Here is a 16,757-nt window from a genome sequence, read left to right on the forward strand (position 1 = left end):
GTTTTCCAGTTTCATAAACTTCAACAATCATTTTTTTAAAATCATCGGTATATCTTTTTGATGTTTCTCTCATGTGAACACACTCCTAGCTTAATAATTATAGTTTAATATTTTTGATTGTTTTGTGTCCACAATTTTATACTAGCACCATTAATCAACTTCTTATCTTCTAAAGAATTTAAAAATTAATATTCTTAAAAATATATATTCTTAGGAATATATAGTGTTCATGAGCCCTGCAGCCACTTTTACTAAAATACATCTCGTCCTAAAAGTTGGCTGAGGATCTCTTTCTACAGGGCATAGGCTAAAAGGAATTTAATGAGACTTGAGAAGAAGTCTCTACAGGGCATAAGTGCATAGGTTATTATTTTTTTCACCAAAAATTAACATTAACTCCCATGAAATCATATTATAAATTAGATTGATTTTACACATTGGAGGATATTAAATGAAGAAACTAAAAGCTTTTTTATCAATTGTTCTTACTTTTGTTTTAATACTTACTGTAGGCGGCTGTACTAAGAAACCTTCTGAGGGAACTAAAGATGTTACTAAGGTTAGATTAAATGAGGTTGTTAGATCAGTTTTTTATGCACCTATGTATGCTGCTATAAACAATGGCTACTTTGAGGAAGAAGGTATAGAAATAGATCTATCAACTGGACAAGGTGCAGATTCAACATGTACCAAAACACAAGAAAAAACAACTATAATTAATAGTTGTTTTTTATGTGTTTATATTATATTAAATTTGCTATTCGAATAATATTCCATAAATGGAAATTTGACAATGATTAATCTTAAAGATATACCTTATCAAGTTTTCCCTATATATTATGATTTATCATCAACTTCAGTTTGTTTTTAATTTTGCTAAAAATAGACCCAATTAAGGGGCTTTTCTTTTCTATATAATAATGTAGAAATTCAATTCTTCAGCATAGCTTTATTTGTAAAGAATAAAATTAATATAACAGACCTGTCCATTGCATTGATGTTACTACTTATATGAGTTAATGTTTAATATTCTAACAGGTAACTAAATTTCTTTCTAAAACATCATCAACAGGTTATATTCTACTCTTTCAAATCCATTTTTATACAGTTAAATATTTTTTGGTAAAAAGAGTTTTTGATAAAATTACAACATTTACTTATATTTATTGTAATCATAAAATATTGGTAATGTCTACAACTACTTTACTATACTTCATATAATATATATCTATATATTTATTCTGTACTTCTATCAGATCGTTATATCTAAATTGCGTATCAAAATATACTTTCAGTACTTTCATGTCCTTGCCATTTGTAGCTCTTATAACACAACCAATTAATTTTTTTCTGTTAAATATACTATATATTTTTTTATCTACACAAACTTTTGCATTTATGTTCTTAAGCTTATACATTAAATCATAATAATGCATCATAAATAAAATTGTGAAATAACCACCCACTATTAAAACTACTGGAGTCCCAACCCTTTCATATTGTGGATAATTTATTCCTACAATAATTTCACTAAATGAAAACAATATGAAAATAGCATAATATTTTATATACTTATATCTTCCCTTAAATACTCTATGAAAGATATTCGATAGATTCAAAAAATCACCCTCTTTAATTATTATTTGCATCCCAATATATCTCTATAGTGGCTCCCCCTCCTACTACTTTTTCTCCACTTAAATTAAACTTCACACCATATTTCCCCCTATCCCATCTAGCTAATCCAATTGATGCTTTTCCTCCTAATCCCACTGATGGATTAATTTCAGTATTTATATTTAAGTGACCATAATTATTTTCTTCTCTTATAGCTATTTCTAATGGTTTAACCTCTGCACCAACTCCAAATTCATAGAATGAATCATCTACTTTATTATACGGTCCTAGTGTATATGATCCTCCTAACTTTATTTGATATTTAAATATCTTAGGTGTAGATATACCGACTTCTCCATTGCTAAAGATAGGAACAGATTTATTATATGTTATGGAACCATAAACAATATCTATAACCTGTTTTTTTATTATATTTGTTACAGATCCCCATATTCCCTTATATGAATCATACTCTTGACTCCCTCTACCAATAGCAACCTCATTATCCCAACTGGTAGAAATCATCGGTCTAAATCCATTTTCGTCTTTCAATAAAATAGGATTATTTTTACAGTAAGCAAACATATTATGAGTTAACAAATCTCCTGTCTGTCCTATTAATCCATCAGCATTAATAAACCTTCCCCACTCAGGATTGTAATACCTACTCTGTAAATAGTACATTCCAGTTTCGTTATCATACCTATAACCTCTATATCTATATGGATTTTTAACTCCCACACTATCTTTTAAGGTTCCTTCTATCGATATTAGTTTTCCCCATGAGTCATAGTTATAAGTTACTACTTGTGCACCTGTCTTATCTATCAAAGCTATTATATCACCTTGTAGATTTCTTACATAGAAGTATTCTACTGAATTTAGATTCATGCTTACTAGGATTCCACTTCCATCATAGGTATAATAGATTTTATCTACATTACTTCCATTAGTTACTTCTTCATATACTACTTTATCACCTAGTAAAGTATATTTACTTACTACTCCATTTGCATTTTTCTCTGTTCTTATTCCACTTCCATCATATTTATAGCTTATATCCTTATTATTACCTGCTATCTTTGTTAAAGTTCTTCCTCTTTCCCATGTATAAGTATATCCATCATAGGTTAGTGGATTTCCTATGGCATCATAAGTTATATTTTTACCGTTATAGGAAGTTAGTTTGTCTTTCCAATTGGTATCTCCATAACCATAAGCGACATTATTAGTTACTGTTCCTGGTGTCCCTGTGGTGTAATCATACTCTCTTTTTGAAGTTATGTTACCACCTGTATCGTAGTTATATAAAATTGTTTTTCCAAGAACTTGATTATCTTCCCTTATAAGCTCATTAAGTTCATTGTAATAATACTTTGTAGTTTTACTATCATCAAGCTTAGTATTGACAATTTCAATATAGTCAAAGGCTTGATTATACCATTTGGATAATGGATTTTTATTTGACGTGGCTTCAATTCTAACATAATGTGTTCCATATGTTAAATCAGTCTTACTAAATACAACCTTTTGTGCTATTTCATTTTCGGAATAGGTATCTACAGTGTATACTATTCCGTCTATTGTTATTTTAGAAATTCCTCTATAAGAATTTACTGATTGTATCCATTTAAATCCTGTACCTGTAAAACTAAAATCTACATGATCTCCTATAGTTTCCGTATATTGTATCGCACCACCACTATGTAACGAAGTTGATTCCTTAAGCCAATTACCATAAAACTTAATATTAGGATTATTTTCTTCATATTTTCCTGCAGTAAGTGCTGAAGATTGACTTCCATTAAGTATTTCAATATAATCCAAAGATTGATTATATCCTTTAGATGATTGATTTTTATTTTCTGTAATCTCAATCTTAACTGAGTGTATATCTAATGATAAATCAGTCTTACTAAACACGACTCTATTTAATATTTCACTTGCAGAGTAAGTATCAAGTCTCTGTTCTACCCCGTCAATCGTTATTTTAGAAATTCCTCTATATGAATTTACTGGTTGCGCCCAATTAAATCCTGTCCCTATAAAACTAAAATCTATTGAATCTCCTATTGTCCCTGAGTAAAGTACAGTTCCTCCACTATAACCCGAATTTAAATCTTTCATCCATTTACCATTAAATTTTATATTCGGATTATCCTCTTCATACTTTCCCTTTGTAAGTGGTCTAGTATTATTATCTAAAACTTCAACATAATCAAAAGCCTGATTACACCACTTAGCTAACGGGTTTCTATCTACCGTTACTTCTATTTTTACTTCATGCATTCCAAATGGTAGATCTAATTTACTAAACACGGTCTTTTGTGATATTTCACTTGCAGAATAAGTATCTATATTCTGACTTATTCCATCTATTGTTAACTTTGCTATTCCTCTATACTGATTTACTGGTTGTACTAAGTTAAACCCTGTTCCAATAAATTTAAATTCTACCGAATCTCCTATTGTGCCTGCAGAGTAAAGTACCGTTCCTCCACTATACCCTGAGTTAGAATCCTTTAGCCAGTTTCCTGTAAATTTTATATTAGGATTATCTTCCTCATATTTTCCTGGATTTAAAGGTTCTATATTTTTACCTTGAACAATCGTTTCTATATTGCTATTTTTATCATAGGTATATTTTATTTCAGAACCATTATTGCTTATAGTTCCTACTTGAGAACTTGTTGAATTATTTATTCCCGGTAAATACTGAGCTGTAGTTTTGTAAGTAACATTATTACCTAAATTTAAAGTTTTTTCTTTATTCCTAGCTATTTCATCATAGGTGTACTGAATAAAGTTATTACCATTATTAAATATAAACTTTGTTATCTTATTATCTTTATCAAACTCAAAAGCTGTCTCTCTCTTCTGTCCATTTATAGAGCTCATTTGTTTACTTACATTATTATTAGCATCATATTCATTCTTATAGCTGTTACCTTTAGAATCAGTTAAATTAACTAATCTATCTGCAGAATCATAGTTATACTTATATGTTGTATTGTTTACCTTATCTTCTAATATAGCTAAATTCCCACTAGCATCATAACTATAGTGTTCTATTTCTGATCCATTTACCCTTTTAGCAACAACTCTGTCTAAATTGTCATAATCAGTTTGAACCTTAGCTCCATTTCCATATGTTGATTCTATAAGGTTTCCACCATTTGCTTCATATGTGTTTGTTATTAGTCTTTGACTTCCTACATTAACTCCTGTAGTTCTTCCTAAAGTATCGTATATGAAGTTATATGTAAATCCGTTATGACCTATAGTATCTATTCTATCATTTTTATAAGTGTAACTATTGGATATATCTACACCATCTACTTTTTTAGTAACACTTGATAATGCATTGTTAATATCATATTTATAATTTGTTACATTTCCTTTGGCATCAGTAGTTGATGTTAAAGTTCCTTTAGTTTCTTCATAATTATATCCTACTGTATTTCCTAGTGAATCAGTTACAGAACTTATATAATTTCCATTAGATGTATACTTAGCACTTGATTCTATGAATAAAGATACTCCAAATATTTTGCTTTTTATAGCATTTCCATAACTATCATATTCAAAATTATAAATAAGGTTTTCTGCTGTTGTAGCTTTAGTTATGTTTTTCTTTGAATCATATTCATACTTAAACTGATTTCCTTTTGGATCTGTTGTTTTTATTAAATCATTGCTTCCATTATACTCAAACTTAGTTTGTTGCTTTGATAAGTCTACAGATGAGATAATGTTTCCTTTTGAATCATATTGATATGTATCTCCAAACTCCTCTTTATATACTTGTATACCATCAAATTGAGCCTCATTTGCATTATCAGAATAGACTAGGTAGATATGTAACTCTGAATAATCATTCTTGGCTTTTGCTACTCCGTTAATAAATTGCCAATTCTTAGAATCTCTATTAAAATAAAATGTCTCCCATTGCTCTCCACTTGTCGTTACTAACATTGCTTGAATCGCAAATGCTCCATGAGAAACGGCTGAACCTTTAGCCCATCCTCCAACTACAAAAGAATCTCCAGCTTTTCCATTTACCTTTATTGTTTGATTTATACGAGTATCTTTTCCTTGTCGTCCAGTCAACTTAAATACATTTGCATCTAAATATGATGGGTGATCACTATCACTATTTAATAACCTAGTATCACTCGCTTCAGTACGGACAACTCCTCCATACATCTCATCTGACCAGTAATTTGGTATTTTAGCTCCACCTGATAAGTCTCCATTTTCAACCAAGTTATACTTGTTAGCAATAGTTCCATCTTCTAATTGAAGTGCATCATAGTAAGCAACTCCTGATTCTTCCCATAATTCACATCTTAATATAACATTACTGTCTACTGAATCAGTAGGATAAGTAAAAGTAGTTTCAAGCCTTGTCCAATCATTTGTTCCAGTTAAAAATTTTGATCTTACTGAATTATACACACCATTTTTATCTTTATAATTTATGTTTATACCTGCGCCTTTTGACTTTAATTGAGATATATTAGAAGTCTTTACATAAGCAGAAAAAGTATAAGTTTTTCCTTTTTGAAGCGACAATACTTGATCTATATATCTACTTCCAGTATTATCTCCTTTGCTTAACTTTAAGCTCCTGCTTCCTATATATTTTTGTTCAGATGTAATTTCTGCACTACCAGTACCACCACCACCTGCACCAAAATTAAAGTTTCTATCTTCTTCAGCACTACCATTCATAATTAAATTGCTTACAGACTTCTGTAACTTTGACTCTAATGTCATCTTATTTATATTAGTTCCATCTCCATATTCATATGCTTGTGCATATCCTGCTGCATCTCTAATACTTATAGTTTTTCCAGAGTTATCAAACTGATAATAATTTACCCTATTTTTATTGTCAGTAAACTTTGTGCTATTATAGCTATATTCATAGGACATTGATGATCCTACTGTACCGTCTGTATTACCTTCTGTAACCTTTTTAATTCTATTAGGAGACTGAGAGTAATACTCGTAGCTCATTTTATAACCATCTATATTAGTTACAGAGGTTAAATTATTTTGTCCATTATAATCATATACAGACTGCTTTCCATCTGCATATGTAATCCACTTCATTATATCTCCAGAGTAATCAAATCTCACTTTTGTATTGTCTGGATAATATATTTCTTGAAGCTTACCATATATGCTATATTCAAGCTTAGTTACTCTTCCTGCTCCATCTACAACATATTTAAGTTTTCCATCATAATACTGAAGATCAAGTTTATTTGCATTTGAATCTGTTATCTCTTCTAAGTCTCCAATATTATTAAAAAGCAAAGCATTATTATCCTTATCCTTTATAGTGAAGCTTCCATTTGCATTCTTTACTAAAGTTAGCTCTCCACTATACTCTTCTTTCATTTCTGTTCCAGTATCTTCAAAATATCTTCTAGTTCCATCCTCATCAGTATACTGATAATACTTTTTAGAACCAATCTGTTTATAAATTACTTTTTGACTTAAATTTAATCTCCAACCTGGTCCAAAGCCTATGTCTACGCCTCTATCATTACTATTATATACGTGCTTAATTACTGTTGGAAGTCTATTTCCACTCATGGCTACATCATCATGAACATGAATTACATTACCATTATAATCATTTATATTTGTTGTTCCTGCTCTACCTACAGATTGTGAATGATATGTCCAATATGATTGTAAACCTGAATTATTAACATAACTAAAATATACACTTGGATAACCATTTGAATCAGAAGTATCTGAAGATAGATATGTTGAATGACCTGACCTCTCATCATTTTTCTTTACACATAAGCCATAATTATTACCTGTAGTGTACCACTCTTTCGCTATATCTGTTATGTCCCAATACTGCCAGTTATTGCTAGAATAATTTTGATAATCTTTTATTGTCCAGTCTATTGATGGCTGATTACTCCACCTTAATCCAACATTATTCCAATCATTTGTTACTTTATGTACATCAATCTGACCATCAGTTCCACTTTGACTCGGTATCTTCAGTAGGTATAATTTTGCATCTATTATCATATCTCCCATGCTAAGCTGAGGTAGATTCGTAAATTTAATAAAAGTTCTAGTTGCACCAATTTGAGGAGTATTTCCTACTCTTAAGAACATGTTTGTAGATTTATCTTCTGTATCATTAGCTGCTACAAATGTATCTCTTATATCTGAGGATCTTACTGAAGATTCAAAAGATGGATCTACTATAACTGGGTATTGTCTATCTTTTGAATTTATCCATTCTTTATCTAACTCCAGTGTAAGAATATATCCTTTTCCTTTTTTATCAAAAGAAAGTTTTACTCTATCCGTTTGCTCTCCTTTGGCATCAACCATAAATGGAGCTTGCATTCTCATTATTTCTTTTCCAGTATCTTTATCTGAAAGAATAATCTGATTATCTTTTAGTTCTGGTTTTAAATTCTTCATATTGAAGTTAAATGAAAACTTCTTTATATCAGTTGGTTTATTAATTATGATACTTTCTTTAATACTATCTGAAATAAGCTTGTACTCTAAATTTATATTAGGTTTAACTTCCTCAAAAACAACAGATGATGTTGTTTTTATTAAGGTAGCTTTTTTGCTATTTTCAAGCTCTGCTTTTTCTTTTTTACTTAACTTCTTTTCTTGCTCATTTGTAAGTCCTAAAAGTTTGTTTACATCTTCATCCGTAGTTTCTTTTTTATTTACCTTTACATTCTTATCGCTCTTTATATTCCAAGAAACTTCGTATTTATCTTTGTTTATAGAAACTAACTTATCTGCATTAATGTTTTGAGCTATAGATATTTTAAAGTCATTACTTTTATTTTCTAAGACTTTATTATTTTTACCTTTGTTTATTTCCTTATCATTTGCTGCTTTTTCAGTTGATTTACTATCAACTTTTACTTCTTTATTTTGAGCTGAAATCTCTTTTTCTTTCGATACACTTTCATCAGATTTCACTTGCTCTTCAGCTGATTCCTTAGCTTCTTCTACTGTCTCTATAGAATTCTTACCATCACTACCTTCTATGGTTTTGCCAGTTGCTTCACTAGTAGATACATCACTAAAAATTGTAGCTTCTTTTAGGATATCTTCTTTAGATTCAACTATCCCTTTAGTATCATCCTTTTCTACTAGGGTATTATCAATATCTTTCCATTCTGAACCTTCCTTATAATGTACTGGATTGTTGTACATCATTGCTACAAAGGTTCCATCATCCTTCATAAAGTGTTTAACATTTTCTTCTCTTTTTTCTGTTACTTCCCCTACTATAAGACCATCTGATTCAGTACCTTGTTGTACTTTTACGCTACTATCTGTATTTTTCTCTTTTGCAACTACATTATAGCTTGGTATCATAGTCGCAAGGAATGTCATTAGTATTGCTAAAGTCATCCCTTTGATATATTTTTGCATTTTTCGTCCCCCATTTTGTCACATATTTGTCACACAATTATAGTATCATTGCTACGATATCAAACCAAACATAAATAATAACAAAAATTACGACAACACTTTGAGTAATTAATTGAAATTTTAATATTAAATTAAAGTTATCTAGAAAAATACAAAGAGTTAATACTTGAACCTTTAATTTTTGCATTAAATTTTATATATAAATTCTTTTACTTATCTAATTTTCATTCCTACCTAACTAAAACAAATGCCTATTAGAAATAAAAATCTAATTAAATAATTAAAGCCACAACTGAGGAAATTAATCCTCAGTTGTGGCTTTAATCTTTTAATCTGCATATATTATAGTAGTAGAATTTTTCTCAATTAATTTTGCAGTGTTACTAGTTACCAAGAAGTCATTTTTGCTTAAAAAAATATTTTTTTGCTCCTGTATCTTAATTAATACAGGGGCTTTCTATTATATGCATAAAATATCACTTTATTTCCTTTTCCAATATTATTTTTGCATTTGTTTATAAACATGTATATGTAGAAATAAATATATTCAAGGTATCTTCATATCTAATGTTGTAGTATGTAAGAATAATATTTATATATTTTATGTTGTGGTGGAAATCCTATATCTTTACACCGTTATTTTAAATAGCTATTTTACAACCTCTCAAGCAACTCTCTTCTCTCCTGATTAAACTCTTCATCTGATACTATTCCCATATCTTTAAGCTTTTCAAGATCTTTTATTCGTTTTGGAATATTTACAATTACCTGTTCTATATTATATTTCACTAGAACTTTCGCTGTCAATCAGGAACATAACAGCTTTTCCTGCAGCTTTAACAAATTGCTTTTTATATGATAATTCAACCTCAAGAACTCTAGTGTTTGAAAATATTTCCATTATCCTTGCTGCTAATTGAGATTTAAATGCTCTATATGTAACTATTTCTTCCTTGTCTATCTGTTCAAAACCTTCTCCTAATATACTACTTGCATGAAATATTCTATTTGTAGTTATAACAAATATTCCTTGCTTTTTATTTTCTAAATTTAATTGAATAGGTACAAAATTCTCATCTCGTTTTATTTCTGATATCCCTCCGCTACCTGGATATATAAATAAAACTTTTTCATCAGGTGTTAGGTACTCCTCAGCACATTTATAATTACTCTCAAATCCAAGAGTAGGTAATTTCAAGTTTTCAATTAAATCCTCAATATCTTTTCTCATAACTCTCCCCCTTAAAATATGTATAAATAAAATATACCATATTGTGGTTAGTTTTTGTATAGAGCATGTTGGGATTGTCTATAATTCTGGTTAGGTAAGAAATATGAGTGATTGTACCTTCTTTGGAATATTATCTATTTTATTGTACTAGTTTTCTTGGCAATATTAGATATCATTATACTGATAATTGCTTTTATACAAATATTTTTAGACTTATTAGCTGGATAAAAGTATTCATAAAAAAGACTCCTATTGAGGAGTCTTTTTTATGCTTAGTTTATTATTCTTCTTGCAGCATAGAAATTCCATATACTCGAAATTTTTACAACATCACCTGTCTGAGGAGCATGAATCATTTGCCCATTTCCTATATATATGCCTACATGAGTAGTACTCGTAAACACTAAATCCCCTGGTTGTAGATTTGAATAACTTACTGATACTCCATCGTTAATTTGCGTAAATGTTGTTCTAGATATGTTTATACCTACTTGCTTGTACACATATTGTGTTAATCCTGAGCAATCAAATGTATTAGGTCCAGTCGCTCCGTAAACATATGTTTTTCCTAAGTGTCTATATGCTTCATTTACAACGTCTTGTCCTAAAGGATCTGGATTACCTTTACTAAGTGAAATTTGTATTGCTTCTATTCCTCTAGATTCTCCTGTAGTTCCTGCTATTTGTCCTCCACTCTTCCACTCTTGCCATCCCTTGTACTGAAGATAAACTCTATATCTTAAATTATATCCAACTGCGTCTTTCCCACTTGCATCTTTCGCTGCTATAGAAATGGCTTCCATTCTTAAATTCTGACCTGAAATTCCAGCAATCATACCATCTTTGACTACTGGCATCCATCCATAGTTTTCAACATGTGCTTGATATTCAAGTTTAACATTAGGATCGTTAGTATGAATAGCGATTGCTTCCATTCTCAACCCTTCTCCTGGTCTTCCAGCTACATCACCATATCCTTTTACAGGTATCCACCCTAAGTTCTGCATATGAGCTTGATATTCAATGTGTATAGTTTCCGCTGCTTGTACCACTTCTGTCTTAGCCACTATAAATGATATTAATAATGCTGGTACAAAAATAAGTAACTTTAATAATTTTTTCATAATCCATCCCCCTTTTAATTAATTGTGTTCTACTTTTTAAGTATATCATTTATTATGTAAACCTTGTAAATTTATGCATAAACGTTCAATATTTTGTAGTTATCGTTAAATAAAAAGAAAAAAAGCCACAACCACGGAAATTAATCCTCAGTTGTGGCAATAATCTTTTAATCTGCATATATTATATAGAAGGTTAACGTAAGGGATCTATCCATAACCCATCTTTTCTTTAGCATATATTGGCTCCTGTATCTTAATTGATGCAGGAGCTTTTTATATTATTTCCTAAACAATGCTTTTAAAGTATTCTTACCTACTAACGAATCATCTTCAAGTCCTCTATCCCTTTGGAATTGAACTACTGCTCTGTAGGTTTCTCCTCCAACACCATAAGCTCCATCTTCTCCATAGTTAGATAATTTATAACCTAACTGAATTAATCTCTTTTGGATAACTCTAACTAAGTCATTCCTCTGACCTTGGGCTACCAATACTCTATCAAATACCGATATAGTTAAATCTCCTAAATATCCATCAGTCGCTAAACCACCACTATATAGATTATTCAAAGCTCTCTGTAAGTCCTTAACAATATCCCCTGTTATATAGTCCATCCATGTATAATGCACCGCTGAAACTGGAACCGTAATAACTGGTGACTTTCCATTAACTGCTCTAACTTCTGACATGAATACATCTTTATTTAGGCCTGTACCTGGACAATCTGTAGAGAACGACTCTCTATGGAATCTCACATACTTACCTCTATCGTCAAAATACTTAGCTAATCTTAAAATGCTATCCTTTTGAGCACCCTCTAACGTTTCTGCACCTATGTTAAAATTACCCAACATTTCACAAGCAAAAGCACCAGTGTTCTTACCTAATATTGAAGCTGGAGTTGTACCAAAATCTCTACCAGTAACGAATAATCCATTAGGCAGTAAGGTAACATGTTGCCCTATATCTGACCATCCATTAACATTTACATGATAGTTTTTCATATTCTGTTGTTGCTCTAACCCATTGTTTCCGTTAAAGTTTGCTTTACATGGTTTATAGGTATGATGTACATGTAACTCCACATGATTATAATTGTTTAATCTTCCTAATAATTGATCTAATGTTAAAACCTCAAATCCCATTTTTATCATCCTTTCAAATTTTATTTAATAAATATAAAAGGAGCCATTGGCTCCATGTTTACTCTGATTTATTAATTTGCTTAACTAACTGATTAGTATAAACTGCTGCACCAACTACAAGTACACCTTGTACGATTGCTTGTACTGTATAACCCAACATAGATATAGATGCAATAACACCTATAGGTAATAGTAGTATTGGAATGTATTTATCAGATATCTTTTCAGTTCCTTTCAATACCATCCCTAAAACATAAAGTGCTGGTACTAAGATTAAAGCATTTTCAGTTATAAACTTTGTGAATTCCATTTTTACATCTCTCCTTTTATTTAAAAATATTTTGTTGTACTGCATAAAAAAAGAAAGCTACAAAGCTTCCTACAAGTAAACCTATAAACCATTTTAGAATTGCCGTTAAAGAACCTATTTGTTTACACAGATTCTTAATTTCTGTTTTTAGTTCCACACTATCCTTATCTAATGAGTCTAACCTTTCCCCATGTTTATTGATTCTCCTTTCATGCTCATCTAATTTTTCTGTAATTCTTTTATGTCTTTCTAGACATAGTTCTTCGTTCATGCTAAACCTCGCTTTATTTTTTTATATAAAAAGATAACTGATTTATTCAATTTTCTTAATCATTTAATAAATTTATATACTTCTTTGTTTAAATTTGGTATATTACTAATGAATATGTTAATTTTAGGGGGACAATCATGAAAATATCGCAATTAAAAAGCAAAAAACTCATTAGTATAAGTGTTTTTATTATACTAATATTGGTAATTACTCCATTGAGTGTATATAGCTATAATTCTCGCAATTATAATAAGTTTATAACACTTGGTAATACTTTACTAGATTCGGATGAATTTGATCAAGCTATTGAAAATTATAATACAGCATTAAAGTATCGTCGAAGAAATGAAAAAATTATAAACGATAAAATTAATCTAAGTAAACAGCTTAAAGAATCATATCAAAACTATACTGAAGCACTATCATTATTTAATGAAAATAGATATCTAGAAGCATCTGATATATTTAAAAAAATCCCTGAATTGGATTTAAAATATTATAATATAGCAAAAAATAAAATAGACGAATGCATAAGTTTATATATTACTGATAATCTTAACAAAGCAAAATCTGATGCCGAAACTAATAAATATGATTCTGCAATGGCTTTTCTTGATAATATATTAAAAATTGATAATACTAATAATGAAGCCTTATCATTAAAAAATACTTACGAAATAGAAATTCAAAACAGGAATAATTCTTTGCTATTAGCTTCAAATTCTAATAATACAGCAAGTAATTCTTCCAATATAAATGATGTGGTCGTAAATAATAGTCAAACTCAGCAAGTAAAATCAAATTCTAATAACACTCCCCCAGCTAATACGCAACAAAATGTCTATCCTATTATAGTAAGAAATCCAGGACCCCATGTAGATACGCTATATACTGGTAACAAACTTCCTCCAGACATTGATATTCCATATAAATCTCTGTTTCATGAAAACAATTTAGGTTATATGACCGTAACTGTTGGAAGATATCCAACTTGGATTAACGAGGTTTTTGAAAGCTGGGACTTGGAAATCTTTCTGTTTGATGGTCAACTATTCTTTAAAAGAAAAGACCATAATATGAGTCCTATATATCCATGTACTTTTTACGTAACTGTTAAAAAAAGAGATACTGAAGAAATTTTATTTCAATACATTCCAGAATAAAAATAATAAATATAATATATAAAATCAAATTTAGATATTATATATCTTTTTACATATGTAAAAAATATCTTTTCAAATTAAATAAAATAAAGTATAATTAATTAGCATTATTTAATGCCTAAAGGAAGGTACTCCGAATCCCAAATTCCACAATACCTTCCTTTTGTTATGAACAAAAATCTACAAGTATTTACTTAAATCAACGAATTCTTTTAACTTCACAATTCCGTCTATTACTTTAAACTTACCTCTGTTTTCTAACACATAATTATCTTTTTCTAGTATAATAAAGTCCCATATTATTTTATAGTCCTCTTTATTATCTCCAAAGAAACTCATATCTTGTATTCCACTTGAGAATGATGTTATCTCACCAGTTCTTTTTGAATAATATATTGTCATTGACTTTTCATGTTCCTCTAATGTAGCCATCATATCACCCCCCTTATGCTATAGCTATCCACGAAATCTCCATAGATCCTCTAAACGATGGATAAGAAGTTAAATTAGTATTGTCATTGAGTAGCCAATACCCATCTATATAACTGGTATATTTATTCAATATTGGATTGTAATTACTACTCATATACCCTAAAATTCTAAAAGTTCCTGCTTCTATATTTTTCCCACCTGCTGCAACGCTAAAAAGTTCAATACTGGCATTATTTGCAGCTTTTGCAGATTTAACTGACACAAGAACTTCAAAGTTTTTACCTTTAAACTCGTCTCCAAGTTGTATAGTAGCATCGAAATTTTCTGAAATAGTTGTAATCCCTGTTGCCATAAGGTAGTGATAATCTTTTCCTTCTGCATCTCCTGAATTCTTATGCCACTTCAAACCTGTAGTTCCTGGTGTGAATTCAGTATAACTTCCATCTAGTCCAGTAAATCTAGCATAACTTTGAGTTATTTCAAAACTAGTACTTTTAAGTTCTGAAGGATTAGCATTCCATGCAGTAGCGTTAGAGCCTTCTTCAAGCTTTACAGCTGCAAATAAATATGTTCCATTAGAACCAGTTGATCCTCTTCCAAGTTGTATGCTGACACTATTTGCCACTGCAATAAATGTTATACTATATCTATTCCAACTATTATTTTTAGTATCTGATACACTAAGATAACTCCCATTGTTATTTAATTGAATAACACCAGAACCACTTTGCGAATTTATAAGAGCTGATACTGTATATGTTTGCCCTATTCTTAATCTGGTTATTGTCTGCATAACTCCCTGGTTAACTCCATTAACCTGTACCTTTAGAACTTTAGAATATCCTGAATCAGTTGAATCAACAACTTCTACTAATTGTGGTGTTCCTACGTTACTCCAGTTATCCATCTTAAAATCAAAAGCACCATTTTTCACTAAATTATTTCCACCTATCTGTCCTATTGCAGTTTTAACACTTGCAACATTTTGAGTTATAAGTGAACCAAAATCACTAGAACTTACTTTACTGCTTATTTGATTACTAAGTATTGATATACTAGATACTGCACTATCAATTTGTGTTTGAGCTTCTTTTAATACTTCAAAATAATCTATTAGAACCGCTGGACTTGCTGCTTCGGCTCTTTTAGTACCTTTAACTATAATTTCTATAGTATGTTGTCCATAGGTTAGTCCTAGCTTTTCAAAGGCAACAAAGTTTGATACTGTAGTTGCTGAGTAAGTATCTACGTTTGTAGCAACAATAGCACCGTCTATTTTTACATCTGCATAACCTCTAAAAGTATTCTTTGATGTTATCCATCTAACTCCTACTCCATCAAAAGTTAATTTAACGGAAGTATTGGCTATGGAGTTATGAGAGTAAGTTGTATTATAGTGTGCTGGGTCATTTCCTTTACTCCATGTTCCTGTATAAATTAAACTTGCATCTCTATCATCAATTTTTGTTACTAATCCAGCAATATTATAAATATCTGTTTTTTCTACCTTTAAAACTATCTGCTCTTTCATTGTATTTATAGAGCCCTCTGCTGTCCCTATTCTTGTCTCGTGTCCACTAATAGAAGTTTGCATACTTCCAACTGTTGTGTTTACTCCACTTATAGTTTGATTTATTGCTGAATAGTTCTCACTTATTTTTGTATCTAAATCCTCTAAAGCTCGTGTCCATGTAGTCTTTTTATTTCCTTTTTCTATCATAAGTGACTTTAATGATATTGTTCCACCAGTTATATAGTCTGTTCTAAAGTTTATATACCACATTGAATTTAGAAGATGATCTGATGTAATTATCATTCTATATGATACATTTACTTCTCCACTTCCGGCATTAAAATCTACTGGTATTGCATAAGAATTAAACGCCCCATTACCCCATCCTGTTATATTTCCTTGCCCTTGTATCCTTATTCCCCTTGATGCATTATTGTAAGTCAAATTGGAGTACTTAAAGGTAAATGATACAGTTACGTTATCCCCAACGTTTAAATCTCTA

11 protein-coding genes and 2 pseudogenes are annotated in these 16,757 nt (G+C 30.1%); 2 read left to right on the forward strand and 11 right to left on the reverse strand.

Translation table 11 applies throughout. The features are described from left to right. The first annotated feature begins 451 nt into the window (after positions 1–451). On the forward strand, positions 452–769 hold the full coding sequence (locus BUA92_RS03560) for an ABC transporter substrate-binding protein (RefSeq protein ID WP_073016763.1): 318 nt from the start codon (positions 452–454) through the stop codon (positions 767–769). 403 nt (positions 770–1,172) lie between these two features. Here the strand turns inward: BUA92_RS03560 and BUA92_RS03565 are convergent, their stop codons facing one another. The 9 genes and pseudogenes from BUA92_RS03565 to BUA92_RS03600 all read right to left on the reverse strand — a co-directional run bounded on the left by BUA92_RS03565 (position 1,173) and on the right by BUA92_RS03600 (position 13,147). Further along, entirely contained in the window at positions 1,173–1,649 is a 477-nt protein-coding gene (locus BUA92_RS03565) for a hypothetical protein (protein WP_073016766.1), read from the reverse strand. Further along, positions 1,633–9,066 carry a DNRLRE domain-containing protein gene (locus BUA92_RS03570; protein WP_073016769.1) on the reverse strand — a complete coding sequence of 2,478 codons (7,434 nt, stop codon included), beginning with the start codon at positions 9,064–9,066 and terminating at the stop codon, positions 1,633–1,635. The genes BUA92_RS03565 and BUA92_RS03570 overlap by 17 nt, the downstream gene beginning before the upstream one ends. Before the next feature lie 654 nt (positions 9,067–9,720). Beyond that, the gene (locus BUA92_RS22940) at positions 9,721–9,855 is read right to left on the reverse strand and encodes an SHOCT domain-containing protein (RefSeq protein ID WP_175550838.1); all 135 of its coding nucleotides are present in this window, start codon (positions 9,853–9,855) and stop codon (positions 9,721–9,723) included. Continuing rightward, a complete protein-coding gene (locus tag BUA92_RS03580) occupies positions 9,845–10,297 on the reverse strand; it encodes a hypothetical protein (RefSeq protein WP_073016772.1) in 453 nt (150 codons plus the stop codon). Before BUA92_RS03580 ends, BUA92_RS22940 begins: the two co-directional genes overlap by 11 nt. 272 nt (positions 10,298–10,569) lie before the next feature. After that, positions 10,570–11,100 carry an NlpC/P60 family protein gene (locus BUA92_RS23865; protein ID WP_423236805.1) on the reverse strand — a complete coding sequence of 177 codons (531 nt, stop codon included), beginning with the start codon at positions 11,098–11,100 and terminating at the stop codon, positions 10,570–10,572. Next, positions 11,095–11,421: pseudogene (locus tag BUA92_RS23690) on the reverse strand (glycoside hydrolase family 68 protein); the annotation flags it as partial. The gene BUA92_RS23865 and the pseudogene BUA92_RS23690, both read right to left, overlap by 6 nt. Before the next feature lie 278 nt (positions 11,422–11,699). Next, positions 11,700–12,566 carry a peptidoglycan recognition protein family protein gene (locus BUA92_RS03590; RefSeq protein WP_073016776.1) on the reverse strand — a complete coding sequence of 289 codons (867 nt, stop codon included), beginning with the start codon at positions 12,564–12,566 and terminating at the stop codon, positions 11,700–11,702. A gap of 58 nt (positions 12,567–12,624) precedes the next feature. Further along, the gene (locus tag BUA92_RS03595) at positions 12,625–12,876 is read right to left on the reverse strand and encodes a phage holin family protein (protein ID WP_073016777.1); all 252 of its coding nucleotides are present in this window, start codon (positions 12,874–12,876) and stop codon (positions 12,625–12,627) included. A gap of 16 nt (positions 12,877–12,892) precedes the next feature. After that, positions 12,893–13,147: a hemolysin XhlA family protein gene (locus BUA92_RS03600; RefSeq protein WP_073016779.1), complete on the reverse strand. Its 255-nt coding sequence runs from the start codon at positions 13,145–13,147 to the stop codon at positions 12,893–12,895. 137 nt (positions 13,148–13,284) lie between these two features. On the opposite strand from BUA92_RS03600, the gene BUA92_RS03605 reads away from it, so the two are divergent. Next, positions 13,285–14,310 (forward strand): tetratricopeptide repeat protein, encoded by a 1,026-nt coding sequence (locus tag BUA92_RS03605; protein ID WP_073016782.1) that lies wholly within the window; start codon positions 13,285–13,287, stop codon positions 14,308–14,310. A 180-nt stretch (positions 14,311–14,490) separates the two neighbouring features. On the opposite strand, the gene BUA92_RS03610 is transcribed toward BUA92_RS03605, so the two are convergent. Together BUA92_RS03610 and BUA92_RS03615 are read right to left on the reverse strand one after the other, a co-directional pair. Beyond that, on the reverse strand, positions 14,491–14,742 hold the full coding sequence (locus BUA92_RS03610) for a hypothetical protein (protein ID WP_073016784.1): 252 nt from the start codon (positions 14,740–14,742) through the stop codon (positions 14,491–14,493). A 13-nt stretch (positions 14,743–14,755) separates the two neighbouring features. Then, positions 14,756–16,757, reverse strand: a pseudogene (locus BUA92_RS03615) (hypothetical protein); the annotation flags it as partial.

The sequence above is a fragment of the Clostridium intestinale DSM 6191 genome (assembly GCF_900130055.1).
GTDB lineage: Bacteria > Bacillota > Clostridia > Clostridiales > Clostridiaceae > Clostridium_T > Clostridium_T intestinale.

Bases quoted from the DNA above. Each gene is read 5' to 3' on its own strand.
- BUA92_RS23865 (WP_423236805.1), bottom strand. From the start codon at position 11,100: ATGGAAGCCATTTCTATAGCAGCGAAAGATGCAAGTGGGAAAGACGCA.
- BUA92_RS03595 (WP_073016777.1), bottom strand. From the start codon at position 12,876: ATGGAATTCACAAAGTTTATAACTGAAAATGCTTTAATCTTAGTACCA.
- BUA92_RS03590 (WP_073016776.1), bottom strand. From the start codon at position 12,566: ATGGGATTTGAGGTTTTAACATTAGATCAATTATTAGGAAGATTAAAC.
- BUA92_RS03560 (WP_073016763.1), top strand. From the start codon at position 452: ATGAAGAAACTAAAAGCTTTTTTATCAATTGTTCTTACTTTTGTTTTA.
- BUA92_RS03600 (WP_073016779.1), bottom strand. From the start codon at position 13,147: ATGAACGAAGAACTATGTCTAGAAAGACATAAAAGAATTACAGAAAAA.
- BUA92_RS03570 (WP_073016769.1), bottom strand. From the start codon at position 9,066: ATGCAAAAATATATCAAAGGGATGACTTTAGCAATACTAATGACATTC.
- BUA92_RS03605 (WP_073016782.1), top strand. From the start codon at position 13,285: ATGAAAATATCGCAATTAAAAAGCAAAAAACTCATTAGTATAAGTGTT.
- BUA92_RS03580 (WP_073016772.1), bottom strand. From the start codon at position 10,297: ATGAGAAAAGATATTGAGGATTTAATTGAAAACTTGAAATTACCTACT.
- BUA92_RS03610 (WP_073016784.1), bottom strand. From the start codon at position 14,742: ATGGCTACATTAGAGGAACATGAAAAGTCAATGACAATATATTATTCA.
- BUA92_RS03565 (WP_073016766.1), bottom strand. From the start codon at position 1,649: ATGCAAATAATAATTAAAGAGGGTGATTTTTTGAATCTATCGAATATC.